Origin of the sequence: Maridesulfovibrio zosterae DSM 11974 (assembly GCF_000425265.1) — a bacterium.
GTDB lineage: Bacteria > Desulfobacterota > Desulfovibrionia > Desulfovibrionales > Desulfovibrionaceae > Maridesulfovibrio > Maridesulfovibrio zosterae.
Map to the genome: position 1 here is coordinate 1 of NZ_KE384343.1, position 24,659 is coordinate 24,659.

The 24,659-nt window shown below is 44.2% G+C and carries 27 protein-coding genes and 1 rRNA gene; 4 read left to right on the forward strand and 24 right to left on the reverse strand.

Annotated elements, in window-relative coordinates:
* Positions 1-65: 65 nt before the first annotated feature.
* Positions 66-180 (forward strand): 5S ribosomal RNA (gene rrf / locus H589_RS0116235).
* A gap of 158 nt (positions 181-338) precedes the next feature.
* Here the strand turns inward: rrf and H589_RS0116240 are convergent.
* The 23 genes from H589_RS0116240 to H589_RS21280 form a co-directional block, all read right to left on the reverse strand.
* Positions 339-845, reverse strand: coding sequence for a transposase (locus tag H589_RS0116240; RefSeq protein WP_342664916.1), 507 nt, complete (start codon positions 843-845; stop codon positions 339-341).
* A 3-nt stretch (positions 846-848) separates the two neighbouring features.
* Positions 849-1,241: a hypothetical protein gene (locus tag H589_RS0116245; protein WP_027722999.1), complete on the reverse strand. Its 393-nt coding sequence runs from the start codon at positions 1,239-1,241 to the stop codon at positions 849-851.
* 60 nt (positions 1,242-1,301) lie between these two features.
* A complete protein-coding gene (locus H589_RS19985) occupies positions 1,302-3,131 on the reverse strand; it encodes a PAS domain-containing sensor histidine kinase (protein WP_051249790.1) in 1,830 nt (609 codons plus the stop codon).
* Entirely contained in the window at positions 3,124-3,402 is a 279-nt protein-coding gene (locus H589_RS0116255) for a hypothetical protein (protein ID WP_027723000.1), read from the reverse strand. Before H589_RS0116255 ends, H589_RS19985 begins: the two co-directional genes overlap by 8 nt.
* A 205-nt stretch (positions 3,403-3,607) precedes the next feature.
* On the reverse strand, positions 3,608-4,030 hold the full coding sequence (locus tag H589_RS0116260; protein WP_027723001.1) for a EutP/PduV family microcompartment system protein: 423 nt from the start codon (positions 4,028-4,030) through the stop codon (positions 3,608-3,610).
* Positions 4,031-4,044: 14 nt separating this feature from the next.
* Positions 4,045-4,401 (reverse strand): BMC domain-containing protein, encoded by a 357-nt coding sequence (locus tag H589_RS0116265; RefSeq protein WP_035076498.1) that lies wholly within the window; start codon positions 4,399-4,401, stop codon positions 4,045-4,047.
* 72 nt (positions 4,402-4,473) lie between these two features.
* The gene (locus H589_RS0116270; RefSeq protein ID WP_027723003.1) at positions 4,474-5,025 is read right to left on the reverse strand and encodes a BMC domain-containing protein; all 552 of its coding nucleotides are present in this window, start codon (positions 5,023-5,025) and stop codon (positions 4,474-4,476) included.
* 70 nt (positions 5,026-5,095) lie between these two features.
* The gene (locus H589_RS0116275; RefSeq protein ID WP_027723004.1) at positions 5,096-6,424 is read right to left on the reverse strand and encodes a 4Fe-4S dicluster domain-containing protein; all 1,329 of its coding nucleotides are present in this window, start codon (positions 6,422-6,424) and stop codon (positions 5,096-5,098) included.
* A 61-nt stretch (positions 6,425-6,485) separates the two neighbouring features.
* Complete coding sequence (locus tag H589_RS0116280) at positions 6,486-7,595, reverse strand: 1-propanol dehydrogenase PduQ (protein WP_027723005.1); 1,110 nt, start codon at positions 7,593-7,595, stop codon at positions 6,486-6,488.
* A 98-nt stretch (positions 7,596-7,693) separates the two neighbouring features.
* A complete protein-coding gene (locus H589_RS0116285) occupies positions 7,694-7,981 on the reverse strand; it encodes a BMC domain-containing protein (RefSeq protein ID WP_027723006.1) in 288 nt (95 codons plus the stop codon).
* Between the two features lie 24 nt (positions 7,982-8,005).
* Positions 8,006-8,362 carry a hypothetical protein gene (locus tag H589_RS0116290; RefSeq protein ID WP_027723007.1) on the reverse strand — a complete coding sequence of 119 codons (357 nt, stop codon included), beginning with the start codon at positions 8,360-8,362 and terminating at the stop codon, positions 8,006-8,008.
* A 2-nt stretch (positions 8,363-8,364) separates the two neighbouring features.
* Positions 8,365-8,913 (reverse strand): BMC domain-containing protein, encoded by a 549-nt coding sequence (locus tag H589_RS0116295; protein ID WP_027723008.1) that lies wholly within the window; start codon positions 8,911-8,913, stop codon positions 8,365-8,367.
* A gap of 3 nt (positions 8,914-8,916) precedes the next feature.
* The gene (locus tag H589_RS0116300) at positions 8,917-9,192 is read right to left on the reverse strand and encodes a EutN/CcmL family microcompartment protein (RefSeq protein WP_027723009.1); all 276 of its coding nucleotides are present in this window, start codon (positions 9,190-9,192) and stop codon (positions 8,917-8,919) included.
* Between the two features lie 10 nt (positions 9,193-9,202).
* Complete coding sequence (locus H589_RS0116305; RefSeq protein ID WP_027723010.1) at positions 9,203-9,802, reverse strand: hypothetical protein; 600 nt, start codon at positions 9,800-9,802, stop codon at positions 9,203-9,205.
* 94 nt (positions 9,803-9,896) lie between these two features.
* Complete coding sequence (eutJ, locus tag H589_RS0116310; RefSeq protein WP_027723011.1) at positions 9,897-10,712, reverse strand: ethanolamine utilization protein EutJ; 816 nt, start codon at positions 10,710-10,712, stop codon at positions 9,897-9,899.
* Positions 10,693-11,394 (reverse strand): phosphate propanoyltransferase, encoded by a 702-nt coding sequence (locus tag H589_RS0116315; protein WP_027723012.1) that lies wholly within the window; start codon positions 11,392-11,394, stop codon positions 10,693-10,695. The genes eutJ and H589_RS0116315 overlap by 20 nt, the downstream gene beginning before the upstream one ends.
* 172 nt (positions 11,395-11,566) lie before the next feature.
* Complete coding sequence (gene eutM, locus H589_RS0116320) at positions 11,567-11,848, reverse strand: ethanolamine utilization microcompartment protein EutM (protein ID WP_027723013.1); 282 nt, start codon at positions 11,846-11,848, stop codon at positions 11,567-11,569.
* Between the two features lie 102 nt (positions 11,849-11,950).
* Positions 11,951-13,390, reverse strand: coding sequence for an acetaldehyde dehydrogenase (acetylating) (locus tag H589_RS0116325; RefSeq protein WP_027723014.1), 1,440 nt, complete (start codon positions 13,388-13,390; stop codon positions 11,951-11,953).
* Between the two features lie 4 nt (positions 13,391-13,394).
* Positions 13,395-13,994, reverse strand: a complete 600-nt coding sequence (locus H589_RS21155; protein ID WP_027723015.1) for a BMC domain-containing protein — start codon at positions 13,992-13,994, stop codon at positions 13,395-13,397.
* Between the two features lie 18 nt (positions 13,995-14,012).
* The gene (gene cutD, locus H589_RS0116335) at positions 14,013-14,945 is read right to left on the reverse strand and encodes a choline TMA-lyase-activating enzyme (RefSeq protein WP_027723016.1); all 933 of its coding nucleotides are present in this window, start codon (positions 14,943-14,945) and stop codon (positions 14,013-14,015) included.
* A 118-nt stretch (positions 14,946-15,063) separates the two neighbouring features.
* The gene (gene cutC / locus H589_RS0116340) at positions 15,064-17,601 is read right to left on the reverse strand and encodes a choline trimethylamine-lyase (protein ID WP_027723017.1); all 2,538 of its coding nucleotides are present in this window, start codon (positions 17,599-17,601) and stop codon (positions 15,064-15,066) included.
* Positions 17,602-17,629: 28 nt separating this feature from the next.
* Complete coding sequence (locus tag H589_RS19990; protein ID WP_051249791.1) at positions 17,630-19,126, reverse strand: aldehyde dehydrogenase family protein; 1,497 nt, start codon at positions 19,124-19,126, stop codon at positions 17,630-17,632.
* Between the two features lie 67 nt (positions 19,127-19,193).
* Positions 19,194-19,811 (reverse strand): BMC-T shell protein, encoded by a 618-nt coding sequence (locus tag H589_RS21280; RefSeq protein ID WP_027723018.1) that lies wholly within the window; start codon positions 19,809-19,811, stop codon positions 19,194-19,196.
* 744 nt (positions 19,812-20,555) lie between these two features.
* On the opposite strand from H589_RS21280, the gene H589_RS0116360 reads away from it, so the two are divergent.
* The 3 genes from H589_RS0116360 to H589_RS0116370 all read left to right on the forward strand — a co-directional run bounded on the left by H589_RS0116360 (position 20,556) and on the right by H589_RS0116370 (position 22,891).
* Positions 20,556-21,644 carry a membrane protein gene (locus tag H589_RS0116360; RefSeq protein WP_027723019.1) on the forward strand — a complete coding sequence of 363 codons (1,089 nt, stop codon included), beginning with the start codon at positions 20,556-20,558 and terminating at the stop codon, positions 21,642-21,644.
* Positions 21,641-21,907 carry a hypothetical protein gene (locus H589_RS0116365; protein WP_027723020.1) on the forward strand — a complete coding sequence of 89 codons (267 nt, stop codon included), beginning with the start codon at positions 21,641-21,643 and terminating at the stop codon, positions 21,905-21,907. The genes H589_RS0116360 and H589_RS0116365 overlap by 4 nt, the downstream gene beginning before the upstream one ends.
* A 138-nt stretch (positions 21,908-22,045) precedes the next feature.
* On the forward strand, positions 22,046-22,891 hold the full coding sequence (locus tag H589_RS0116370) for a choline utilization transcriptional activator (RefSeq protein ID WP_027723021.1): 846 nt from the start codon (positions 22,046-22,048) through the stop codon (positions 22,889-22,891).
* A 118-nt stretch (positions 22,892-23,009) separates the two neighbouring features.
* Here the strand turns inward: H589_RS0116370 and H589_RS0116375 are convergent, their stop codons facing one another.
* The gene (locus H589_RS0116375) at positions 23,010-24,413 is read right to left on the reverse strand and encodes a mannose-1-phosphate guanylyltransferase/mannose-6-phosphate isomerase (RefSeq protein ID WP_035076502.1); all 1,404 of its coding nucleotides are present in this window, start codon (positions 24,411-24,413) and stop codon (positions 23,010-23,012) included.
* Positions 24,414-24,659 lie beyond the last annotated feature (246 nt).

Below are 24,659 nucleotides of genomic sequence, written 5' to 3' on the forward strand. Positions count from 1 at the left end.
CTATATATTTATAGTTAATAACCAAGGACCACGCACGGTCCAAAGTTTTTGACCAAGGAATTTGTCCTTGCGACCATTGAGGAGGGGCCACACCCGACCCCATTCCGAACTCGGAAGTTAAGCCCTCCATCGCCAATGATACTGCTAGGTAGCTAGTGGGAAAGTAGGTCGTCGCAAGGACTTTTTTTCGCCCTGTAAAAAGGGCAGCCAAGCCCCGTACAACTACGTGTACGGGGCTCTTTTGCGTTTAAGAAAATAGGTTAGGAGTGAGGGGAATAGGGGGTCTACACCAAACAAAGGGGCACAAGCCCGAATGATCAAACTTCCAACCGTTGATTCTACTCTCGACTACCCGCACAAAACCGCACACGCAGCCGATAATTTTCAAAGTTTCTGAACCAGTATGCCCGTCGTTGAATGAGTTTCATTTTACGATGAAACCCTTCCGTTATCCCGTTGTTTTTTGTGTAGCGAAACATGCGGGCCACTTCTTCTTTCCAGCTGTTCAGAGTTCTGCCCAGTGTCCGAAGCGGAGCAAAAGGACTCTGCTGAAGTTGCTTGATTTTATCAAGCAATTCGAAAATGTATTTTTTGCAATTTATATGGTTTTGAGTTCTAGTCCTAAGAAGACCATTTAGCTCATTGCAAAAATGATAGATACTTTCGATGGCTGGTTGTGCCTGAAAATAATCAGCTAAAAGGTCTTTCCTTTTGTCGGACAAACGGTCCTGCCGACAGAGCATTGCTCTCATAATTCCACCGTGACCATAAGAAATATTTTCTTCATCAATCCCGAAATAACGAGGGCATTTCCAGTTGCTGCGCTGCCGGACTTTTGCCTTGATTACCTAATGGTAAAATCTTTTCACACTAGAAACGACGACACCGTTTTCATTGGCAACATTTTTATTACACGAGCCGTTTTCATACTGCCGAAAAACTTCGCGTTTGAGCTGCTCTGTTGATCTACTCCACTTTTTAATCCCAGCCATACGGGTGTTGTCGTATCTGCCGCAATCCTTGCAATGATGCTTGTGCCATTTCACCCGCAAAATCGATGCTTGTCCCGTGTGCGGGATACTTTTGATGAACCGCCTGAAAGTGTCCTTAATCCGAAAAGAAGAACTTCTGCATAGTGGACAAACAGCAGTGCCTGCCCATTCTACTTCAAGAATTATCGGCAAATATGATATCACCGTTTTGATTGCAAACTCTTGTAGACCTATTAGGATTTGACCCATAGATTGATCTCCTTTCTTTGGTAGGAAATTTGATCAATTTATAGGTCATATCAAGTCTATTCACATTCCATCTTTGTTTAAAGGAAGTTTTATTACGAAACGTGTAAATAATTCAGGAGTTGAGAATACTTCCATGCTTCCATTATGAAGTTCGGTTATGATGAAGTATGAAATGGATAATCCAAGTCCAGTCCCTGCTCCGTCTTTCTTGGTGGTGAAAAATGCATTAAATATTTTATCTTTTACCTGATCATCCATGCCGGGGCCGTTGTCTTCAATTTCCAAGACGACAAAATCTTTCTCAGAATATATCTTAAAAAGAAAATGGGGTTGATCTTCCACATATTCTTTTTCTGCCATTGCTTCCAGACCATTTCTGAAAATATTGAACAGAACTTGTTGCAGCATGCTGGCATCACATATTAGTTTTGGTATAGTATGGGAATACTCCCGTTCAACTGTTATCTCTGCCAGTCCTAGCTTTGATGTATGGTAAGCATTTTGAGCCAGTTCGTATGTGTTTTCTAAAAGTTCAACTAAACAGGTCGGTTCCATTTTACGTGCGCTTTTCCGGCTGAAGCTGAGTATATTATTGACTAGTTTTGAGGTTCGCGTACTGGCTTCCGTGATAGAGTCTATCATTTTTGAGATGCCGCGTTTATCCATGTAGCAATGTATTTTTTCTAATAGGGTATCACATTCATCAGCCATCTGCGTATTGCTATGAAGGTCTTCAAGAAGGCGGCGTTTAAGATTATATGCGGAGCTGGCTATACCACTTAAAGGGGAGTTTATTTCGTGAGCCATGCCTGCAGCAAGTCCTCCTAGAGAAAGCATCTTTTCAGATTGTATAATCATCTCCTCCATTTGATTCTTTTCAGTAATGTCATCAAGCCTGATAACAGTTCCTTCCAGATCAGTGGTTTTCAAGGGATAAACAGTAAGATCTTCATAGTGTTCGCAGCCATTTTTTAAACGTATTCGGTGACTGTCTCGTTGAGTCTGTCCGCTTTGGATCGCCAGTTTAATAAGCTCAGAGTCCTTTGTCATTGTTGGGAATACATCTTTCAGGGGCTTCCCCATCGCATCTTCTGATGAGATTCCGGTTTCAACCATTGCTTGGTAGTTCCATAGGGTCACGCTGAGCTGGGAATCAACTCCTATAAGTACAGATGGCATGGAGTCTACAATGTTTGAAAGATATTGCTGTAATTTTTTAATATGGACTTCTCGCTGTTTGCGGAGGCTTATATCCACATGAGTGCCAACCACTCGTTGCGGTTCTCCTTCAGGTGATTTTTCTACAACTTTTCCTCTTGCAAGAACCCAGAGCCATTCTCCGCTTTTTGTTTTCATTCTGAATTCAATTTTAAATGGCTCATCAATACCAATATGTTGCTGAATCACATATTCTGCTCGATGAAGATCTTCAGGATGTACCAGCTTACGCCATGTTTCATAGGCAGAAGGGAATTCTTTCGCTTTATATCCGAGCATTGTGAACCAGTGCGGGCTAAAAAATACTTTTCCGCTTGAAATATCCCAGTCCCAGAGACCATCACTCGTAGCCTCCATCGCATATGAGAAACGTCGTTCACTTTCTGTAAGCTCTTTTGTAATGGTTGATTGTGCCATTACGTATAAAGCAAAAAGCCAGCATAACGGTAGCAATGCCCCTGTATAGTCTTCGAGAAAGTCAAGCCGGCTTGATATACCCAGCCATTCAATAAGAATTAAGAATTCGTATGTGGCAAGAACGATTAGAAGCAATAGGAATGAATTGAACACCTGCCCCGCGACTTGTTTAGCCGGGAGAAATGCGCTGATGACCAAAGCGCATATGATTGCTCCCAAAGCTATAAAATCAAGTATGGCAATAGGGCTAATCACAGTTATTACCTATACTGCTGAGTGATAAGTAGCACCATTTGCATAGTAGAATACTGCCCACAGCATAAAGAGCATGTTCTGCTAAGTTGGAGAGTTCGGGCAGTACAAAGGCTTCTAAAACAGTAAAGAACCAAGCCAATAAGAAACAACTGTACGCTATGAGAAGAAGGACGTGGTTGGGAAGAAGTGGCAGGATTACTTTGTTCCAAAAAACAAATACCAATACTCCAATCCCTCCTGTTAAAGTCAGCAATTCAACTTGTTCAAACATTGTCCCCCTCCTGAATGTAACTATCTAGAATGCATGCAGGATGTATCTAAACGATTAAGATGTTTTGCATGAATAGTAACATATTGCAGGATAAAGGCAACTTTTCAGCGAGTGTTATACGGCTTCTGTTTTAAAATTTTAGAGCAAGGATTTCTTTGGGGAGTGATTACATCATTTAACTAGTACCTAAAGTATAAGCGATATCTTATTTCAGCATTCTTTTAAGGGAGTCTATGCCTTCTTTTGCCGATATATCTAAATGGAAAATTTCTTTGACCCCTGCACTTTTTAAAAATAATTCAGCACGGGCAGTGTTGGCCGATGGGGCTTCAGATTTAGTTACTATGCCGATTACTTTACGATTGAACATTGAGGCAAATAATGGAGGGAAAAGGCTGTAGTTGCGGGTTGCGTCCTGAATCATCGCCAGAACATGGCAATCGGCAGAGGAGGTGATCAAGGCGTGATAGAAACGGCTGTTTTCCAGAAATTCACCGGGGGTATTGATGAATTGCCCGCAATATTGGATCGCCATAGCTCTGCGGGGGGTAAATAGTTCATCTGAGAGAGCCTGAATTATGGAACTTTTGCCCGAACGGGTTTCACCTACGAGCATCATTTTTTTCATAGTGGCAGTGCTCTTTAAGAACGTGTCAACTCAACAGATGAATAGTGAAGTATATTTTCAAAGTAATCGAGCACGGCGCGTAAAGAAGCTTCCACGCTGGCAACATCACCCAGCAGGAGCAGAGAACCGCCGAACCTGTCCAGAAACCCTATTTCAACGGCAGCTGCCTTCGTTGCAACATCGGAAGCGATGATAACACCTTCACTGGGGGTTATGGTCATAATGCCGATAGCTCCTGCTGCATCTGTATCAAGCCCCAATTTAAGGTATATATCCTTATGCGGACTGGCTATCAGGTGTGCGAGTGTGACCTGTTTACCCGGCACATACTCTTGAATAATACGCTGTTTGGTTTCACTTGAATTATTCATCAATAGGTCTCCTGAAATATGAGTCAGTACATGCGGTAAGGGCCGCACGTACTGACAAACAGGCTGGGCCTGCTAAAATAATTGTGCTTTAAGTCCATCACTGGGAGAGGGGATAACAACATGGCTGAGAACAGGGCCACCGTCACCGACTCCTTCAACTCCGGCATCAACGGAAGCATTTACTGAGCCTACATCACCAGTCATGGTAACATAAGCCTTACCTGCAAGACCTGCCGCCATGCGAATTTCAATGAGGCTGACATTACCGGCTTTTGCTGCCGCGTCGGCAGCAACAATACAGGAGGCTGCTGTACATGTTTCAATAACACCGAGAGCATCAATGGTTGGCACTATTGAAGTCCCGCTAAGAGCCGGGATTACATCGAAATGCACGCTTGGAATGGTGAACCAGTCAACAACCATATCTGCACCTATTTCACGGCCTACTTCGACAGAGCTGTTAACTGATCCGGTATCTCCGGTCACAACTACAATATATCTTCCCGGACAAGTGGGGCGAGCCATAACCAACTCAACCTGTGCCGCTTTAAGCATTTCATCTGCGGTGTGCATGCCAAGAGCTACGCTATTCAGCTCAACGCAACCGATTGTACGTAAATTCATTTTTATATCTCCCTAAAGAAAATATGACGCGCTGTGCGCTTTTGAAGGATGGCTTACAGTTACAAATACCTTAAGACTTCCTGATTGTTACCTTACCGTCGGCCACACTTTCTACTACACCGTCAATGCTGGCGTGTACACGTGCGCCCATAGCGCCTTCGGGAATTTCACCAATGAGATCTCCTTTAGCCACCATATCACCTGCGGAAACACAACATGTGGCAGGAGCACCTATATGCTGACGTAGTGCGATGTTTACGACTGAAGGAGTATATTCACCGGCATAATCTGGGTGACCATCATATTTATTCAGGTTGAGGCGCTGTATCAGTCGCTTAGTGGGGACGCTTCGACAGTCTCTGAAAGGATTTGCAACCAGTGGTTCCCCTTTTGATTCCCAGGTAATACGTTCCTGCATGAGGACTTTCTTGATCTGGGCGTTGACCTCTCTGGGAGAGATCATCATTGGACAGGCAAATTTTTCGCAAATTCCGCACTCAGAACAAAGCAACGCTTCCTTGGCTATCTCGCTGTTCAGAACTTGTGAATCAAGCACACGCATTAATTTGTGAGGATGAAGGGAATGTCCAAGTAAATTTCTGGGACAGAGATCCGTACAGCGTGAACACTGGCAGCATACAGTATTAGTGATACGTCTGATTTTTTCAGGGTCTTTTATTTTACCGGCCACAACAGTGTGATCAGGAGGCAGAACAAGGAGTCCGCTGGTAGTTTTGGTCACGGACTGATTAATGTCAGGCAGTACACGTCCCATCATAGGACCGCCGTCAACGACTTTATAGTCGGAAATAAGTGGTCCTCCTGCAAAATTCAGCACGTCAGAAACAAGAGTTCCAACCGGGACTTTGACCACCATAGGAGTTTTAATTTCTCCTGCAACTGTTAGATAGCGGTGGGTAACCGGAATATCTTCCATGGCATAAGCCACGTTAAGCAGAGACTCAACATTGCTGACAACAGCTCCAACTTGAAGGGGAATACCACGCTCAGGAACAGTTCTTCCTAAAACTTCATGTACCAGAACATGCTCATCACCGGCTGGGTAGAAATCTTTGAGTTCAAAGTATTCCAGTCTGCCTGAAGTATCTTTTGCTACTGCTTCTTTTACCGAAACAAGTGCCTTATGATGTTTGCCTTTAAGGCAGATAATACCTTTTTTAGCACCTGTGCAGTCCAGAATTGCTTCAAGGCCACGAATCACGACATCGATTTCGGCTTCCATGAGGTATGGATCGCTCATTAGCAGCGGTTCACAGGAGGCTCCGTTCACAAGAACTGTGTCAACTGTCGCTTCAGCTTTAACATGAGTGGGAAGTCCGGCACCGCCGGCTCCGACAACTCCTGTTTCCCTTATTTTTTCAACTATACTTGCACCCATTGTCTTTCCCTTTCCAGATAATGCTTTCTATTTATTGACAGCACTTAAAATTTAAAACGGCCTACCATGCCAGCTTTAGAAGCTCTTTTACATCTTCGCGGGACGGTCTTCTGGGGTTGCCGTCAGTGCAGATATCGTCGAGCACATTACGGGCGATGGTTCCCATACTATCATTGAAAACCTTCTCATCGATCTTCAATGACCCGATGTTGTTGGGAATGCCCATGGATTCATTCATTTCGCATACTGCCTTAATAAGGCTTTTAGTTCCTTCTTCTACAGTATTGGCAGGTAGCTTCAGCATCTGTGCAATTTCGTGATAGCGGATGCCTACATCAAAGCTGTTAAATCTGATGGCGTGGGGCAGAACAACTGCGTTTGCCAGACCGTGAGGAACATGAAAAATTCCACCGAGGCTGTGTGCAATACTGTGAGTGATTCCCAGACCGCTGTTATTAAATGCCATACCGGCCATGCAGGATCCGAGAAGCATATTTTCTCTTGCTTCCATATCATCACCGTTCAGGTAGGCACGCCTGAGATATTTAAATACATAGCGAATGGCGTATTTGGCGTAGATGGAAGTAAAGGCATTGGCTTGTCTTGAAGTATAAGCTTCTATCGCATGGGTCAGCACGTCCATACCGGTTGCTGCAGTAACATGTGCAGGAAGGGTACGGGTGAAGCGGGCATCAAGAATAGCCATGTCCGGGATGAGCATTTCGTCATTAAGAGGTATTTTAATCTCATTGACCTTGTCGGTAACCACGGCAATGCTTGTAACTTCCGCACCTGTTCCGCTGGTTGTCGGAATTGCAACCAGTGTCGGCTTGACCTTTTCATCTGTGGCTTTGTATGCGAAAAATGCTATAGCTTTGGCTGCATCAATAGGTGATCCTCCACCTAATGCGATTATGAGGTCAGCCTTATTTTCAAGGAAAGTTTTAGCTCCCTTGGTCACTGTTTCCAGGGATGGGTCGGGTTCCACTTCGTCAAAAGTGATATGCGGCACTCCCTTGCGGTCGAGGTGACTTTTGACGCGGTCAGCAAAACCAGTCTTTACCATAAAGGGATCAGTTACAATAAAAGCATGCTTCGCAGGAATCATCTCAAGATTATCAAGAGCATTTTCGCCGTAGCAGATCTTTGTTTTTCCGTAAAATTGTGTCACCCGTATCTCCAGTAAATCAGAATAATGTTAGTGTGTTAGAGTGAAGAATAGGGACACAGGCTTATTTGGGGTGAGTGTGCCTGTGTCCCGTTTTTGCCCTATTTTGCGGAACATTTGGGCAGAATCAATTCCACTTCGCCATGAGGGCGGGGAATTACATGAACACTTATCAGCTCACCAACTTTTGCAGCCGCCGCCGCGCCTGCATCGGTAGCAGCCTTTACAGCACCTACATCTCCGCGGACCATAACAGTTACCAGACCGCCGCCAACCTGTTCACGGCCGACAAGTTCAACGTTTGCGGATTTTACCATGGCATCAGCAGCTTCAACAGCTCCGACGAGTCCTTTGGTTTCAATCATACCGAGTGCGTTAAGTGATGACATAGTTTTTCTCCTTTAAGGTGCAAATTAAATATTTTCTTTAACGATTTCAGCAAGCTGAAAACTCATTTCTTTCAGCTGCGTAAGGTCAGTGATTCCGTATTCTTCCTTAAGCATGACAGCTATACCCATAACCAGACTTTCGCATTCATCGCATTCAGCTTTTTCACAACTGTTTGTATATTTGCAATCGGAAGAGTCCTGCTCATACATACGGTCTTTCATGGATTTAGCATCTGCTACACGGGCAATAGAAATTTTTCTTTTTCTGAGTTCATCCTTTGCTCCGGGAGTGAGGATCATTGTATTGTCTACGTAGATCGTACAACTGTCCGGGCAGAGAAATGAATCAAGGTTGCCTACTTCTATAAGTTTCTTTTTCATATTTACCTTACCTCTTTGATAAGAGCTCTTACGACCGAAGCATCTGGTCTTGGAATTACCACTGCCTCAACAAGATTTTTTCCTAAAACAGAGCGGGCTGCTTCTGCAGCTTCTTCAACTGAAGCCACATCACCGCTCATCACGAAATATGATTTGCCATTAATTCCCTGTCCTGAAACAAGGCGTGCAAGTTGCACATCAGTACGTTTAACTACTGCATCAGCAGCAACTATTCCGGAAGATACGTTACGGCATTCAATTATGCCCATAGACTGCACTTGCTCAATAGGAACATCTTTTCTGAGCACCGCCATAACATCAGGTGAAATCTGTGAGATGACATAACTGCCCATAAGTTTGCGTCCTGATTCTTCTGCGACTCTTACGCCGGTTGCCACTGCTTCACGGTCACCGGAAATATAAATAAGGTATCTGCCGGAACATATTGTGGAAGCTCGCACAAGTTTAACAGAGGCGGCTTTCATCATTGCGTCCGCCAGTTCTACTCCGGCTGCGATGCTTTTGCTTTCCACTATACCCAGTGTATCCATAACTTAGCTCTTGGTCTGTGCCTGAACTTCGTCAATTATTCCGACTATTGAGGCGTCAACTGGTGCATTTTTATTGCGAAGGGCCATGCGGGCGGAGCTTCCTGTTGTAACCAGAACCTGCTCACCAATACCTGCTCCAACACAGTCTATGGCTATGAAAATTTCATCGCTGACTTTTTCATCAAGATCCATGCGCTGAACAACCATCAGCTTTTCACCGCTTAAGGTTTCTTCTTTACGAGTAGCCCAGACATTACCGATCACTTTGCAAATCAACATATGACCGTCCTCACAAACATTTTTGTATATTGATGTTAAGGTTCTGGGCAGTTTCCACCGCCAGAGGAGTTACCTGAGCATTTACGGGAACCATGAGAGTCGAAGCTCCCTGCGCACCAGTATTGCTGACAACCTTTTCAGTAACTAGTCCTTCACGAAATCTGATTGCATCCGGAGCTTTAGCCTGGAACAGCTTTAAACCGAACCCGGCCAGTGTTTTTACATAGGATTCGTACAGACTGTATAAAGGCCCCGGAGCTGTTTCACTGTATGCGCGATGACCGAATTCAAAGGTTTCAACAGTATTTCCCAGAAGCAGAAGTTTGAGAACTTCGGTCATTATCGGACCATGTGCTTTACCAATGGCAAGGTCGGACATTTCGCAAACACACATGGAGGGAATGATGTATCGAGAAATATTTCGATTCATCGTTTCTTCACCGAAAAATATCAATTCTACGTCTTGACCAAGCTTTTTTTCAATCTTGGAGGCTAAAACGCAGTCTCTTTCCGCGAGGATCATGACACAATCCTTAGTTTCATCTCCCTGAAGTTGTTTTAAAACTTCAGCTGCAATGGAACGGACCAGTTCATTTACATCTACACCCATATGAATCTCCCAACCTGCACACTGTTCTTTATCTTCAACAAATTCTGTTCAGAAAGAGCAGAGGTCCTAAGGCCCCGTATTCCAAGTGAACTGTCTAGCAATTAAGGGCAATACCAAGCGGTGTTACCAGAAACGGATTTGCTGGTTTGTAGACCGGTTTTCCAATCTCTTTTTCCATCACCTGTTCCATATTTTTCAAACAGCAGGTGCCGCCCACAAGATAGATGGCTGAAATATTCCGACCATCAATATGACTGTTAACGATTGAGGCCATCTTTTGAATTACAGGGCGAACTACAGGTAGAATTTCATCCTGAAGATCTTTCTGTTTTTTCAGTTTTTCAGCTTCTTCAAAATTTACTCTGCGGTTACCGGAAATAACCAGTGTCAGATGAGTTCCGCCGGTCGCTTCGTCAGCAACGTATGTAACTTTACCGTCTTCCAGCACAGAAAGGCCGGTTGTTCCGCCGCCGATATCAACAATCACACCATTGGCAACACCCAGTACAGCGTTAGCGGCAGTGGGTTCATCCAAAATGGCGGTCACTTCCAGTCCTGCACCCTCAACCACGTATTGGTGGGTAGTGCAGTCTTTTTTTCCTGTTCCGGGGGGAACTGCAATTGCGGCGTGGGTCAATTTACGGCCAAGACGCTCTTCAAGTTGAGCAACAAGCTTGCGGACAATACGGGAAGCTCCCATATAATCTACAACCAGACCGTCTTTGATGACCTGCGCAAATTCCATTGCACAGGCCACAGGTTCTTTTTTACTGTTTAAAACTACTATGACAATATAGGCTGTTCCGAGATCAACTCCGACGAAAAGTTTTTCGTCAGCACTGATTTCACCTGTATTTTCAATACAGCTTTCAAGAGTGCGTATCTGCTCATCAATGGCTGAGAAGTCCATTGCCTGCTCCGTTGGATTTAGACACCAATTTACCTTTCACACTCTTGTTCCAGCCTGCACTGTTCCCTTCGTCAGGGTCTATATGCATAGCCAGTTTAAAATCATCATTAACACGGACAATAACTTCTTCAAGTATTACCGGACGTTCACTTTCAAGACGGACGCTTACTTTCTCATTATCTACAACACCGAATTTAGCTGCATCTGTTGAGGACATGTGGATGTGTCTGGAGGCTACGATGACTCCTTCTTCCAGTCCTACTATGCCGGTTTGTGAGGCCAGGATAATGCCGGGAGTACCAGCTATATCGCCTGACTGTCTGACCGGAGCATCAACACCTAGAGTGCGTGCTTCGGTTTTAGAAATTTCTACCTGAGATGAGGATCGAGCAGGGCCGAGCACTGCAACGTTGTCCATAACGCCTTTGGGGCCGATGAGTCTGACGCGTTCTTCACATAGAAACTGTCCCGGCTGGGAAAGTTCCCGTTTAGGGGTCAATGGACCGCCGAAAAGTTCAAGGGCGTCTTTCTCACTCAAATGAACATGACGCGCGGACAGCTCTACAGGAATGGTCTCGCTTGTACCTTCGTACACAGAAATATGCGGAGCTTTGTCACTTAGCTGTTCAATGACGTTTTTAATGACCCCTTCCATGATTTCATTAATGGCTTTTTCGTTCATGCTCTTTTCACTTACAAATATGGTCAATTTTATTCATGCATTGTACTGCTTGTGCGGTACAGCTTTTCCAAAAACACATTTAGCTGCAGGGCAGCGGAGGGAGTCAGATTAATGTCCCCCTCCGCTTTCGAAAGTCATAGGATAATAGTCTCCTCGTGACTTGCAGTTTTAGTTAACCTTCAGCCTTCGGAAGGATGATTTCAACTTCGCTATGAGGGCGGGGGATAACATGAACGCTGATAAGTTCACCTACGTTCTGTGCTGCAGCTGCGCCAGCGTCGGTTGCTGCTTTTACAGCTCCAACATCGCCGCGGACCATAACAGTAACCAGACCGCCGCCAACCTGAGTCTTGCCGACCAGAGTTACGTTCGCTGCTTTAACCATTGCGTCTGCTGCTTCTACTGCGCCTACGAGACCTTTAGTTTCAATCATACCCAGTGCATTTGAAGACATATTAATTCTCCTTTAAATGTTTTTATCGGCTTACTTGGCCGGTGCTACTCCCCGGAAGGGAATGACGTACTATTTTAAAACAGGATGCTTTAAAGCCTCCTGCTATACCATTTGTTTAAGCTGGTTGACGATCATGGCAGTAATTGCCTCTACGTCAATAGAATCGGATTCGCATTTCGCATGCTCAGTTGAGCAGGGAGTGGTTCCGAGGTCATATGCAACTCTTCTGATGTTCATCAGATTAAGCGGAGTTACGTTGTCAGAAGTTGCACTTCCGCCGACTGTTCCGCAGCCCAGAGTGAAGGATGGGAACAAGGAAGTAGAAAGTCCAACTGCGCCGTGAGTGGATGGTGTGTTGACCAGCATTCTGGATACCGGTTTTTTGAGACCGAACTCACGGATGACTTCTGCATTTTGAGAGTGAATTGCAAGAGAGTGACCTACACCGCCGTTTTCAAGAAGAGCATGGCAGATTTCACAAGCTTCGTTGCAGTCTTCTACAACATAGAAACCCAGAAGAGAGGTTAGTTTTTCTTTTGAGAAAGGATATTTCGGTCCGACACCATTTTCATCAGAGATAAGAATGCGGGTTCCTGCAGGAATGCTGATACCAGCAAGTTTTGCAATATATCCGGCATCACGGCCTACGATAGCAGGGTTCATTGAACCGTTGCCGCGTTCCATGAGGTTTTTAACTTTAGTAAGTTCTTCACCGTAGAGAAAGTATCCACCATGTGCGATGACGGAAGCTTTAACTTTTTCAGCAATGCATGATTCAGTAACAATTGACTGTTCAGAAGCGCAGATCGTACCGTTATCAAAGGTTTTACTCATGAAGATTTTGCTGACTGCATCTTCGATATCAGCACTTCTTTCAATGTATGCAGGTACGTTACCGGCGCCGACTCCAAGAGCTGGAGTTCCGGAGCTGTATGCTGCTTTAACCATTCCCGGACCACCTGTTGCCAAGATAAGGTCTGCAACTTTCATAAGTTCACCGCTACCCTGAATGGTGGGAACACTCATGACGCTGACCAGATCTTCAGATACTCCGCAGTCGTGCAGAACGCCGCGAATAATATCTACTGTTTTGCCAATGCATTTTTTTGCACTGGGGTGCGGAGTGAAAACAATGGCGTTACCTGATTTCAAAGAGATGATTGATTTGTAGATAGTCGTGGATGTGGGGTTGGTTGAGGGAACAATCCCTGCAATAACACCCATAGGCACTGCAATCTCGATAACCTTTTTTTCTTTGTCATCATTAAGAACACCGAAGGTCTTCATGTCTTTGATCGCTTCGAAAAGCTGCTCACTGGCAAGAATATTTTTAGCCTTCTTGTCCTGAACTTTACCGAAACCGGTTTCTTCAACTGCCAAAACAGCAAGAGACTCAGCCTGTGCCTTAGTGGCTACGGCAATAGCTTTAACAATGCTGTCGATGCGTTCCTGATCAAGGTCTGCTAATGTAGCTTGAGCTTTTTTAGCAGCACGAACCAGTGAACGGGCTTCCTGAATGGACAATAAATCTTTGTCTACCATTGGATTACTCCTCTATCTGCCTAGTAACATTTGTAATAATTTCAATCAGAGTCTTCTTGGGGGCTTTCTTGATCTCGTCGTGAGTCAAGTAAATTCCGCTCAAGTTTCTGGCAATCTGCCTGATTCTGCTGATTTTCATCTTTTTAAGTTCTGAAATTTTGTATTCTGGAGCTTCTGTTTTCACAGGTGCTATCGGCGCAACCTTCGGAGCTGATTCAACTTCTTCAGTCTGCGTAGAACTTTCGCTTTCGGGTACTTCCTCAACTTTAGTTTTAGCTTCCAGATCGGTTTGTTCTGTTGCTTCAACTCCTCCAGTTTCAGGAACAGGCACGCAAGTGGTAATGATGCGTTCAAGTTCATCATAATGACGTGCGATGACATTATGTGAGTGCAGCACAGAACCGCTTATACGTTTAATTGCTGTAATTCCTGCATCTACAGACGCTTCAACTGCGGAAACTTCCCCTGCTACGGTGATGGTAACAAGGCCGCCGCCCACGAGATTTTTTTCCAAAAGAGTTACATCAGCAGCTTTGAGCATTGCATCTGCCCCTTCAATTGCTGCTAAAAGTCCTTTTGTTTCTATGAATCCAAGTGCTGACATCGCTTAGTTCTCCTCAATCTAATGTCTGACCACATAAACAGGAAAATCGTATTTCTTGATATTGTTCTCAATTGACTCAAGATCTGCGTCACTGAGTTTGGGATCACCTGTCACGGGATATTCCCAGTCAAGCTGTTTGTATTTATTCACACCCATCTTGTGATATGGAAGTAGGTCCACCCCTTTGAAATTTTTAAAATCCTGATAAGGCTTCAGGAGCTCAATAAGCTGAAGAATATCATTCTCTCCATCATTGACGCCTTTGAGCAGAGGGATTCTGATTTTTACATTGTGCTTGTTTTCAAGAAGCCAGATGAGATTATCCAGAATCATTTCATTGCGAACACCAGTGAGTTCCAGATGACGCTCTGAATTCATATGTTTTACGTCGTAAAGAAAGTTATCAACAAAGGGAGCTACTTTCTTGATGACTTCAGGACGTGCATAGCCGCAGGTTTCAATTGCAGTGGTTATGCCGCGCTGCTTGCAGACCTGTAAAAGACTTGCTGCCGCCTGAGGCTGGGCAAGGACTTCACCGCCGCCAAGAGTTACGCCCCCACCAGACGTGTCGTAAAAGGCGCGGTCTTCTTCAATTACGTCTATAAGTTCGGAGATTGTCTTTGTCTCCCCGACGATAGCCAGAGCTTTTTGGAAACACGCGGACTCACATTTACGGCAACCTATACACTCAATATTGCGGTCGACTTTGTGAGTCTTTCCGTCGGCAGTCATTTGATGAAGACCGACAGGGCAAACCGGTACGCATGCTCCGCAGTTGATGCAGGCGTCTTTCTTAAAAAGAACCTGAAATTTCTTTAATTGCCCCTCAGGATTTGAGCACCATTCGCAGCGAAGAGGGCATCCTTGGAAGAACACCAGAGTTCTCACTCCAGGACCATCATACATGTTGTATTTCTGTATGTTGAATATTTGTGCTTTTCTTTCAATCAAGGTCTTTCTCTACTGTTTAAGGAACTCAAATCCCGGGGCATCAGTTACGGTAATCAGGAAAATTAAAGGTGATAATCAACTTTAATTTCAAAGAAATAAGCGCGAAGCTTAATAATTCTTATAGTTCATGCAGCATAGTTCTGCTGATGATTTCATCCTGAACGTCCTTGCAGAGCTCAACAAAGAAAGCACTGTATCCAGCTACACGGACAACTAGGTCACGGTAGTTCTCTGGGTGCTTCTGAGCGTCAAGGAGAGTATCATTGTCAAGGTAGTTGAACTGCATTTCACCGTTGCCAAGCATGCATGCTGTGCGGATAAGAGAAATGATACCGTTCTTACCTTCAGGGGTTTCAAGAAGACCGGACATAAGTTTGAAGTTATGAACCATACCGATATTCATGCTGTCGTTAGCCATCTTGGAAACAGACTTGATAATGGCTGTGGGGCCTTTGTAGTCTGCACCCTGAGTTGGGCTTATGCCGTCAGACAGAGGCATCCATGCGCTGCGCCCGTTTGCTGATGCGCCGAGCAGCTGGCCGAAAGGAGTGTTGTTGGAAATGGACAATGTGCCGTGACTGAGTACGGAGTACAGAGTTTTGTATTTGCGGTGCTCAGTTTCGGTAAAGTGGACCAGTTCTGCTGCAATAAGGTCGGCATAGTCATCGTCGTTACCGTATTTAGGTGCAGCAAGGCAGTCGGCTTTGATCTGATCGTATCCTTTGAAGTCAGCTTTAAGAGCGTCATTCAGCTGAGCAAGAGTGTATTTCTTGTCATCGTAAACAAGCTTTTTGATAGCAGCCATGGAGTCTACGTAGGTTGCGAGTCCGGACCAGACAACGCCGGGGCCGAAATTGTACATTGCACCACCTGCGGAGACGTCAGTACCGGTCTCCATGCAGCCTTCATACATGAGGGACATGAGGGGTTTCGGAGCATGGTCACGATGGATACGCTGCGAAATCACAGTAGCCACGCTGGACCACTTGGTGATGTATTTGATCTGTTCTTTTACAGCAGCTTCAAACTTCTCATAGGTGTCGAAAGATTCGATGGGGCCCATGTCTGGACACACTTTCTTTTCATACCAGAGTGGAACACCGTTGTTGAGAACCAGTTCGATGCATATAGGCCACTGAGTGTAAGCGGTGGATGTCCACTGATACAGACGGCCGGATTTCTGAGGCTCAACACACCCCATGAGACAATAATCACGAGCATCTTCGATACTTACGCCTTTAGCCAGCATCATCTTGATATGAGCATCATCAAAGTGAACTGCCGGAAAGCCCATGCCTGAACGGATGACTTCAACAATCTTCTCAAGATATTTCTGAGGAGATTTGACGTGTACACGTGTTGCCAGAGAAGGCTGGTAGATGCGCACGTGGCGTACTGCATCCATCAGCAGATATGTCAGGTCATTTGTTGCATCGAGACCTTCACGGGTTACACCGCCAACGCACATATTAACGAATGGCTGATAACCTGCAAAGAATTTGGAGCCGCCTTCACTGGTAATCCACATCATTTCAGACATTTTAATAAGCATACAACCGGCAAGATCAAATGCTTCGTATTCAGTCATGCGTCCTGCTTCAAGGTCTGCCTTGAAAAAAGAATACATATACTGGTCGACACGTCCTATGGACATACCTGTCTGGTTCTCTTCAACAACAAGCAGAGACTCAATGGTCCATACAGCCTGAATTGCTTCCCAGAAAGTTTCGGGCTTATGAGCCGGTACGCGGGCGTTAACTTCTGAGATTTTCAAAAGTTCAGCTTTGCGTTTGGGGTCAGCTTCTTTTGCTGCAAGTTCTGCGGCGTATTCAGAAATACGCTTGGCGTAGATCATTACGCCTTCAGCTGTATCGATGACGGATTTATAAAAATAAATTTTATCAATATCATCTGGGTTTTCGTAATCCAGATGTGCAAGATGCTCTTCAGCGTCTTTGACGATATCGAGCATGCCTTTCTTCATAAGAATAACATCATAACCAGGGTTGGAGTCTCCCCCACCGTTTACTGCGTGATAAGAGCAGTCGGAAACAAAAGATTCTCCGGAAAGTTCCCATAATCCTGCTTCACGGTACTGGCCTTCGCAGTATTCATCGACAGACTGAGCTTCCCAGAAAGGAAACAATTCTTCCTGCATGATCTTTTTATCTTCATCAGAAATATAAAAAGGGTCCTGAGGACGGGTTCCGATGGTGTCAATTTCATCTTTCATCCAACGCCAGGCGATATCAGGTGAGAATGCACCTGCACGCGGAGCACCGTTAGGAGCACCTACGATAAGTTCACCTTCCTGAATAACCAAAGGCGCTGTTTCGCAGCAATAGCGGAAACTCTTACCGCGTATCAACGCCTTTGGCATTCCGGGGTTCTCTTTAGCAATCTTTGTGATTGCGCGAGCACGGTGAGTGGTAACACTTGGAACATGTTTCAGAAAAAGTTCTTTCAGTTTTACATGGCGTTCCGTAGGACCTTCAGGGATACCTGTTGTTTCGGCTGCCGCTACAGGGGCCTCGATTTTCTTCTGGAAAATCTCTGCGGATACGCCCTCGAAAATTTTCTTCAATGAGGCCCGGTCATCGGGAGTAAGATTCTTAGTTGCCTCGGCTAACTTATTTGAAAAACTTTGAAGATCCACCTTGCTTCCTCCGTTTAAGGGATTGTATTTATGAACGATCCGCAGGATCATCTATGGCTTCAATTGCCTTTTTCAAGATTAAGCGGATAACTTCCGCTACGCTTGAATCATTGTATTCTTTGTTTTTACTGCCTTCAGTGCTGGGAGCGTATTCTGCTGACGCAGCACCTTCCATCTGCCTGACTCCGTATCCGACCTTCCTGATGTAGATAAGGTTCATGGGGGATACATTGTCTGATGTAATGCCCCGTCCTGCAGACGAGCTGCCAAGGGTCATGGACGGAAAAAGATTTGTTGTTGCACCCATACCTCCGAACGTAGCCGGAGTATTGACCAGCAGTCTGCCCACAGGTTTCTTCAGAGCAAACTGATAGATCACTTCTTTATCATTGGAGTGAATTACCAAAGAATGGGCATTCTTCTCATGGAGCAGCAGTTCGATGCATTTTTCACAGGCGTGCATCCAGTCATTCTCCACGTATAAAGCAAGAACAGGTGCAAGAAATTCCTTGTAGTAAGGGTCTGTCTCACAAACGAATTTGCGTTCTGCCACAAGTACAGTCGTGTTTTCAGGTATGTTGAATCCAGCTCTGCGGGCAAGAACCTCAGCAGATTGTCCTGACATTCCCTTCTTACGCTGGCCATTGCTGCCGAAGAAGAGTTCAGCTAGTTTCTGTGCTTCACACTCAGACATGAAGTAGCCGCCGTAACATTGCAAATGCTGCCTGACTTCCTGTGCAATACAGGAATCGACAACAATGGATTGCTCCGCAGATGGAGCAATCCCGTTGTCAAAGGTCTTGCTTGTAATGATATCTTTAACGGCCTGCTTAATATCAGCAGAGCGCTCAATGAATGCCGGACCGTTACCTGTTCCCCCATATATGACTGGTTTTCCAGCTTCATAGGCAGCCTGCAGCATTTCCGGGACTCCGGTTACCATGATCAGCGATGCTGATCGATGGTTCATCAGTTCTACAGTTCCACTTTCAGTAACTGTTTCCAGATAGGAAAGACTGCCTTCAGGCAATCCGTGACTCTCAGCTGCTTCGATCATTATATCGAGAACACGGCTGGTGCATCGGGCTGCTTCAGGATGAGGGGAAAAAACGATGGCGTTACCCGACTTGATTGCAATCAGGGTGTTATAGACAGTCGTCGAAACCGGGCTGGTTTCAGGACAAAGCGCAATGATGACTCCAACAGGAACACCGATATCGGTAATTTGTTCCTGTGGATCTTCACTGATAACACCCACACAGCGCATGCCCTTTAAATGGCTCCTGACTTGTCTACAAACAAACAGGTTCTTGACTAGCTTGTCTTCCCATTTACCGCTGTCGGTCTCATGATGAGACAAGAGCGCAAGTTCTTTTGCGTACTTTTCCACTGTATCAGCCAAAAGCTCGACAATACTGTCCAGTTTTTCCTGAGGAAAGCCTGCAAGTTTCTTCTGCGCCTCAAATGCGTTTTCAGCCAGAATTCTGGCCTGCTGAATTGAGAGTAAGTCATTGTCAACAATCATCACTGACCCCTTTACCTGTGCATAAATATCAAGTCCGGTTGCCTCTACTTTTCAATCCTGTAATTCACTAAGGAAGCAGGTTGTCGAGTGAGTATATTTGGGTGATTTTTTCAAGATCATGGTGGGGCGTTGGAATAACCAGAGAGCTGTATACTTCAGCATGCATGGCTTCCACAGCTTTTATGCCGGCTTCCACTGCTGATTTACATGCGGCTACATCGCCCTGTACAAGAACAGATATGTATCCGGATGCAACATTTTCATAGCCGATGAGTTCGACATCAGCTGCCTTCATCATGGCATCAGCTGCTTCGAGAACGAAAACAATACCGAATGTTTCAATAAGACCCATGGCTTTAGGTCTGGGGCCGCCTACATTGGATTCGTCTCCGCCCTCCACGGCGTGAACGGATACAATGTCACCGACTCCACGGATGGGACGGGGCATGACATTTTTCGCTGTCAGCTTTCCGATTTCTTCTGCGGCTGCTGCTCCAGCTTCAACAGAAGCCTGAACTGCAGCCACATCACCTTTGACCATGACTGCAACCAGTGTTGAGCCGATGTTCTCATATGAAACTAATCTAACATCAGCAGTTTTAAGCATCTGGTCCGCGCCGCCTATGGCCGGGACCATTCCGAGTGTTTCGATGAGGCCGAGAGCCTCTTCGCCTTGATATCTCATGAGATCTCCATTGAGCTGGTGCTTCAGTACAAAACATGTGACTTCTGACATTCCGGAATGGAAAAACTTAAGAATCAACCTTTTCCACATCCGAGCTCCAGCCTAGTCCCTGACCCAAGGGGGAAGGTCAATACACTTTTGTAATAAATTAGATTTTATATTATAAGTGATTGTTTTTATGTGTTTTGTTGTTGCACGTATTTGTAAATAGTCAGTGTTAATAGTAACGATAATTTTTTATAGTAATTGTTTTATCTATCAAGCCTATAAAAAATATATTATGTCAGTTTTAATTATTGAATGGGGGTTCAGTTTGTTTTCTTATAACGAATGTGAAATCAGAAGGCATCAGTGGCATGTGAAAAAAGTGTCCCTGTATGGATAAACTAGTTTGTTAGAGGAGTAGTTTTGTATGAATGCAGATTTCTACACTCTTGATTTATGAATCAAGAAAGAAGAGGAGAGGGTGCTGGTGTTATTTTTAGTAAAGCATAACCACCTAAAATGACCATATAAACAGTTACATATGTCTCCTGACCATCTGTTGTAATGCTGTCTTTAAACTTAATTAAAAATTTCACATTGACCTTCCCCTTAAGGGAAAGGATATAAAATTGTACAGAGGACCTTACCCTAAGGGAAAGGATGCAACGTTAACTATTAGTGTTCTGTATCCAAGCTGTTTTTTATAGGGAAAGTGTGTAATTTTTTTATAATCATCATTTAAAGTTTAAGGAGACAACAATGGGGCAAGCATCTGTTGCACTTAACCCGACAGCCGTCGCTGCTAAGAAAAAACTGGCTGCTAATTTTCGCAGACAGGGTATTCTTATCGCACTATTTTCTGGGCTATGTTATGGGTTTTATACCGCTTTTATGACTCTTGGAATGTCCAAAGGCGTTTGGGTTGAGTGGTATGGCGAGAACTCAGGATTGTCTGCTTTTGCTGTTATGTACCTGCTTAGTGCAGTAGGTGCAGCAACAACTGATACCTGCAGTGCTCTTTGGGCTGTAAGTATTGCAGGAGTAAGAGGACGTTTTACCGATTTCCTCCGTTGCATCAAAACAAAACCCGGCCTCGTCATGGTTGCTGCTGCAATTATTGGTGGTCCGCTGGCCAGTACCGCATATGTAGTAGGTCTTCAGCTTGCCGGTTCTCTTGTAGTTCCGATTGCTGCTCTTTGTCCTGCCATTGGCGCAATTCTGGGGCGCATTCTTTTTAAGCAGGAACTGAATTCGCGCATGGTGCTCGGGATCGCTATATGTTTTATCGCCAGTTTTATGATCGGCAGTACCGGTCTTGGAGACAATGTCCCCGACAATTTGCTTTTAGGCCTTTTCTTTGGTTTCATCGCAGCTTTATTCTGGGGACTTGAAGGATGCGTATGCGGATACGGAACTTCTATGATTGACCCTGAAATAGGTATTACCATCCGTCAGGTCACAGCCGGACTTTCAAATCTTCTTATTCTGGTTCCCCTTTTCGGCATGATCGCTCATGTTGACAGCTTCACAATGGTAGTTCAGTCCTTTACTGACAGTGAAGCTATTCTTTGGTTTGCTTTGGCTGGGCTGAGTGCATATGGCGCATTCATGTATTGGTATAAAGGTAATGCCATGTGCGGAGCTGCTCTTGGTATGTCCTGCAACGGAACCTTCTCCTTCTGGGGACCATTCTGCTGCTGGATTATTCTGGGTGTTGTTTTTGGATTTGAAGGTTGGTCCATGCCTCCTATCGCCTGGGCTGCAGCAGTTGTTATGGTTATAGGTATTTTTATCATCGCAATGAATCCTTTGGATATGTTCAAAAAAAATGATCAGGAGGCAGCATGATCCCTCTTAACTATGCAATTCTGAAATTCTTCACTACTACTGATGAAGCATGCGCTGATTGCGTTATGGATGCTCTTAAAGCACAGTACGGTCACTTTAAGGCTTTTAAAAAGCATTCTATAGTCAATGCGCTTATGACTGCAGAAGCCAACGGACTTCTTGAAGAATCAAGGTTTGATATGGACTCCAACCAAGAGCTGAGAGTTTATTACAGAGCTCATGAAGAAGGAGCCGAAACTATTAATAAATATATCAAGAATTGACCTGACAGAAACACATCGCTATATGGGGAGCAGCCTCACTATGAGGCGCTCCCCAGTTTTGTATAGGTTGTTTCTGGTTATTGCTTGTGAGGGGCAGGGATATATAAAATTTTGAAAGGCTCACAGGAGGAAATCACTATGGAGTATAAAAACAGGTATTTCATAGGAGACATGAGCAAGATCTGTAATCTCTCAAAGAAGGCTCTTCGCTACTACGACAAGATTAATCTTATTCCTTCTCATAGACACGATTACAATAATTACAGATATTATACATACGATGCTCTTCTGACTGTCCCAGTAATAAAATATTATAAACAAATGGGCTTTACCCTTGATGAGATGAAAGAATTCATTGAAGGTAGCGGCACTAACGTTTTTAAATCTATTCAAAAATCGTTTCTCACCAAAATACATGAACTTGAAGAAGAGCAAGAAAAGATACGCAGGAAACATGTATCTGTCAGGGATTGGTATGAACTTATTCTTGAAGCAGAAATGGCTATCGACAACGATATTCGCGATGTTTCCATAAAGTTTATAGATTCAGCCGATCTTCTCTTCCAGGATCAGATTTATAAAAATGATATCAGAGATTCAATTATCAACCTTGAATTTACTAAGCATGTAGAAGACTTGAATAATGAGATCACAGGTCCTGTAATTATCAATTTTTCATCTATAGATGACCGGCTGGAGAATAACGAGCAGGAAATTAAGATGCTGCAAAAAACAATTCTATCATGCAGCGATGAAAATACTTATCGTTTTGGGGGGGAAATGATGGCTTCCTGCTATCACATAGGGCCTCATGAAAGCATTCACTCTACTTATGATAAAATGCGCCGCTGGGCAGTTAATAATGCTTATAACTTAAGTAAACAATCATATGAAAGGTATGTAACTGACTACTGGACCACTCGCAACGATGCAAAGTTCGTAACTGAAGTATTAATTAAAGCATCACGATCTGGATCCGTATAATGAAAATATAATTTAATCCTCGAAAGCCATGCAGCAGGATTAAGTTATAATTGAGCCCAGAATCAGCTTTTTTATGAAACTAGCTGTGGTATTTTATTAAACAGTTTTTTTAAACTTTTTAGCTCTCATAGCGTCCATACAGATCCTCAAATCGAACTATATCATCTTCCCCTAAGTAGGCCCCTGTCTGGATTTCAATTAATTCTAATGGTATTTTTCCGGGGTTTTCAAGTCTGTGCTTTGTTCCTACAGGAATATATGTGGACTGGTCCTCTGTTAGCATGAATTCTTTTTCACCATTCGTTATCTTAGCTGTTCCATGCACCACAACCCAATGTTCTGCGCGGTGGTGATGCATCTGCAATGAAAGAATTTGTCCCGGGTTAACGGTGATGCATTTCACTTGATAACGTAAGCCTGTATCGGTGCTTTCGTATGTCCCCCAAGGGCGGTATACTTTGCGGTGGTGGATTACTTCGTGGCGTTTTTTCGCAGTTAATGATTCAACCATTTTCTTGACATCTTGGGCTTTGTCCATGTGAGCCACAAAGACAGCGTCAGATGTTTCAACGGCAACAATATCTTTTAGACCAATTGCTGCAAGCAGTCTGTTCTCAGAGTGAAGGTAGCAGTTTTGTGTGTCACTGGATATGACATCTCCATGAAGAACGTTATTATTCTCATCTTTTTGGCTTGCGAGATAAAGTGATGACCATGTTCCAAGATCATTCCATCCTGCGTCCAGTTCTACCATAACGCACTTGTCAGTTTTTTCCATAACTGCATAATCTATAGAATCTTCCGGGCATTTTGCAAACTCTGAAGGACTCAGTCTGAAAAAATCTAAATCATGCAAACTCTCTGCAAGAGTTTTTTCACATACGGTGAGCATGCCCGGAGCATATTTTTCAAGTTCACGCAGAAAAGCAGAGGCGCGGAAAAGGAATATACCACTGTTCCAGAAATATTCACCGGAATCATAATACTGAGCTGCAACTTCAGCAGTAGGTTTTTCCTCAAACCGAAGAACCTGAAAACCTTCATCAACAGGTGTTCCCCGGTGTAAGTATCCAAAGGCGGTTTCCGGATGATCAGGAATTATCCCGAAGGTAACGAGAAAGTTTTTTTCCGCTAGTTTAACGGCTTTAGTGAAAGAATTTTTAAAGGCTACTTTGTCCTTGATGATGTGATCTGCCGGCATAACCAAAAGCAGAGGGTCTTTATCTTTTTTTAGCAAGGCGCTTATTGCCACTGCCGGAGCTGTATTTTTGCTTTCCGGTTCTAAAACAATGTCTCCTTTTACCTCAAGCTCAAGCAGTTGCTCTGCAACTAAAAAACGCAACTCCTCGCCGCACATGGCAACAGGGGGGGCCATGTTGCCAAGAGCGGCAGCCCGCAATACTGTTTCCTGGAATAGAGTTTTTTCACTTCCGACAGTTAAAAACTGTTTTGGGTATGATTCACGCGAAAGAGGCCATAAACGACTGCCCTTTCCTCCACAAAGAATTACCGGCTGAATCATTATTATCTGTCCTTTGTTTTTAAGGTAGGGGGATGGTTATATATTATTTAGGTTCATTTCATAAACAGTGTTCAGTTTTCATTTTTACTATATGTACTGAAGAAAATGGCTGCCTTCCATATTAAGTATATTAACTACATAACTTCATATCCATACTGAGTCCATTTCAATGATCAATTTTCATTAAAATGAAAAATAGCTTTCATGCAAGTCTGCATGAAAGCTATTTGGATTTATCAGATCAAG

Bases quoted from the DNA above. Each gene is read 5' to 3' on its own strand.
- H589_RS0116375 (WP_035076502.1), bottom strand. From the start codon at position 24,413: ATGATTCAGCCGGTAATTCTTTGTGGAGGAAAGGGCAGTCGTTTATGG.
- H589_RS0116325 (WP_027723014.1), bottom strand. From the start codon at position 13,390: ATGGTAGACAAAGATTTATTGTCCATTCAGGAAGCCCGTTCACTGGTT.
- H589_RS0116305 (WP_027723010.1), bottom strand. From the start codon at position 9,802: ATGGGTGTAGATGTAAATGAACTGGTCCGTTCCATTGCAGCTGAAGTT.
- H589_RS0116295 (WP_027723008.1), bottom strand. From the start codon at position 8,913: ATGGATACACTGGGTATAGTGGAAAGCAAAAGCATCGCAGCCGGAGTA.
- H589_RS0116265 (WP_035076498.1), bottom strand. From the start codon at position 4,401: ATGAATAATTCAAGTGAAACCAAACAGCGTATTATTCAAGAGTATGTG.
- H589_RS0116275 (WP_027723004.1), bottom strand. From the start codon at position 6,424: ATGGGTGCAAGTATAGTTGAAAAAATAAGGGAAACAGGAGTTGTCGGA.
- H589_RS0116315 (WP_027723012.1), bottom strand. From the start codon at position 11,394: ATGAACGAAAAAGCCATTAATGAAATCATGGAAGGGGTCATTAAAAAC.
- H589_RS0116370 (WP_027723021.1), top strand. From the start codon at position 22,046: ATGGAGTATAAAAACAGGTATTTCATAGGAGACATGAGCAAGATCTGT.
- H589_RS0116270 (WP_027723003.1), bottom strand. From the start codon at position 5,025: ATGAATTTACGTACAATCGGTTGCGTTGAGCTGAATAGCGTAGCTCTT.
- H589_RS21155 (WP_027723015.1), bottom strand. From the start codon at position 13,994: ATGTCAGCACTTGGATTCATAGAAACAAAAGGACTTTTAGCAGCAATT.
- H589_RS19990 (WP_051249791.1), bottom strand. From the start codon at position 19,126: ATGATTGTTGACAATGACTTACTCTCAATTCAGCAGGCCAGAATTCTG.
- H589_RS0116245 (WP_027722999.1), bottom strand. From the start codon at position 1,241: ATGGGTCAAATCCTAATAGGTCTACAAGAGTTTGCAATCAAAACGGTG.
- H589_RS21280 (WP_027723018.1), bottom strand. From the start codon at position 19,811: ATGAGATATCAAGGCGAAGAGGCTCTCGGCCTCATCGAAACACTCGGA.
- eutJ (WP_027723011.1), bottom strand. From the start codon at position 10,712: ATGGACTTCTCAGCCATTGATGAGCAGATACGCACTCTTGAAAGCTGT.
- H589_RS0116300 (WP_027723009.1), bottom strand. From the start codon at position 9,192: ATGTTGATTTGCAAAGTGATCGGTAATGTCTGGGCTACTCGTAAAGAA.
- H589_RS0116360 (WP_027723019.1), top strand. From the start codon at position 20,556: ATGGGGCAAGCATCTGTTGCACTTAACCCGACAGCCGTCGCTGCTAAG.
- H589_RS0116255 (WP_027723000.1), bottom strand. From the start codon at position 3,402: ATGTTTGAACAAGTTGAATTGCTGACTTTAACAGGAGGGATTGGAGTA.
- H589_RS0116260 (WP_027723001.1), bottom strand. From the start codon at position 4,030: ATGAAAAAAATGATGCTCGTAGGTGAAACCCGTTCGGGCAAAAGTTCC.
- H589_RS0116285 (WP_027723006.1), bottom strand. From the start codon at position 7,981: ATGTCATCACTTAACGCACTCGGTATGATTGAAACCAAAGGACTCGTC.
- eutM (WP_027723013.1), bottom strand. From the start codon at position 11,848: ATGTCTTCAAATGCACTGGGTATGATTGAAACTAAAGGTCTCGTAGGC.
- H589_RS0116365 (WP_027723020.1), top strand. From the start codon at position 21,641: ATGATCCCTCTTAACTATGCAATTCTGAAATTCTTCACTACTACTGAT.
- H589_RS0116290 (WP_027723007.1), bottom strand. From the start codon at position 8,362: ATGAAAAAGAAACTTATAGAAGTAGGCAACCTTGATTCATTTCTCTGC.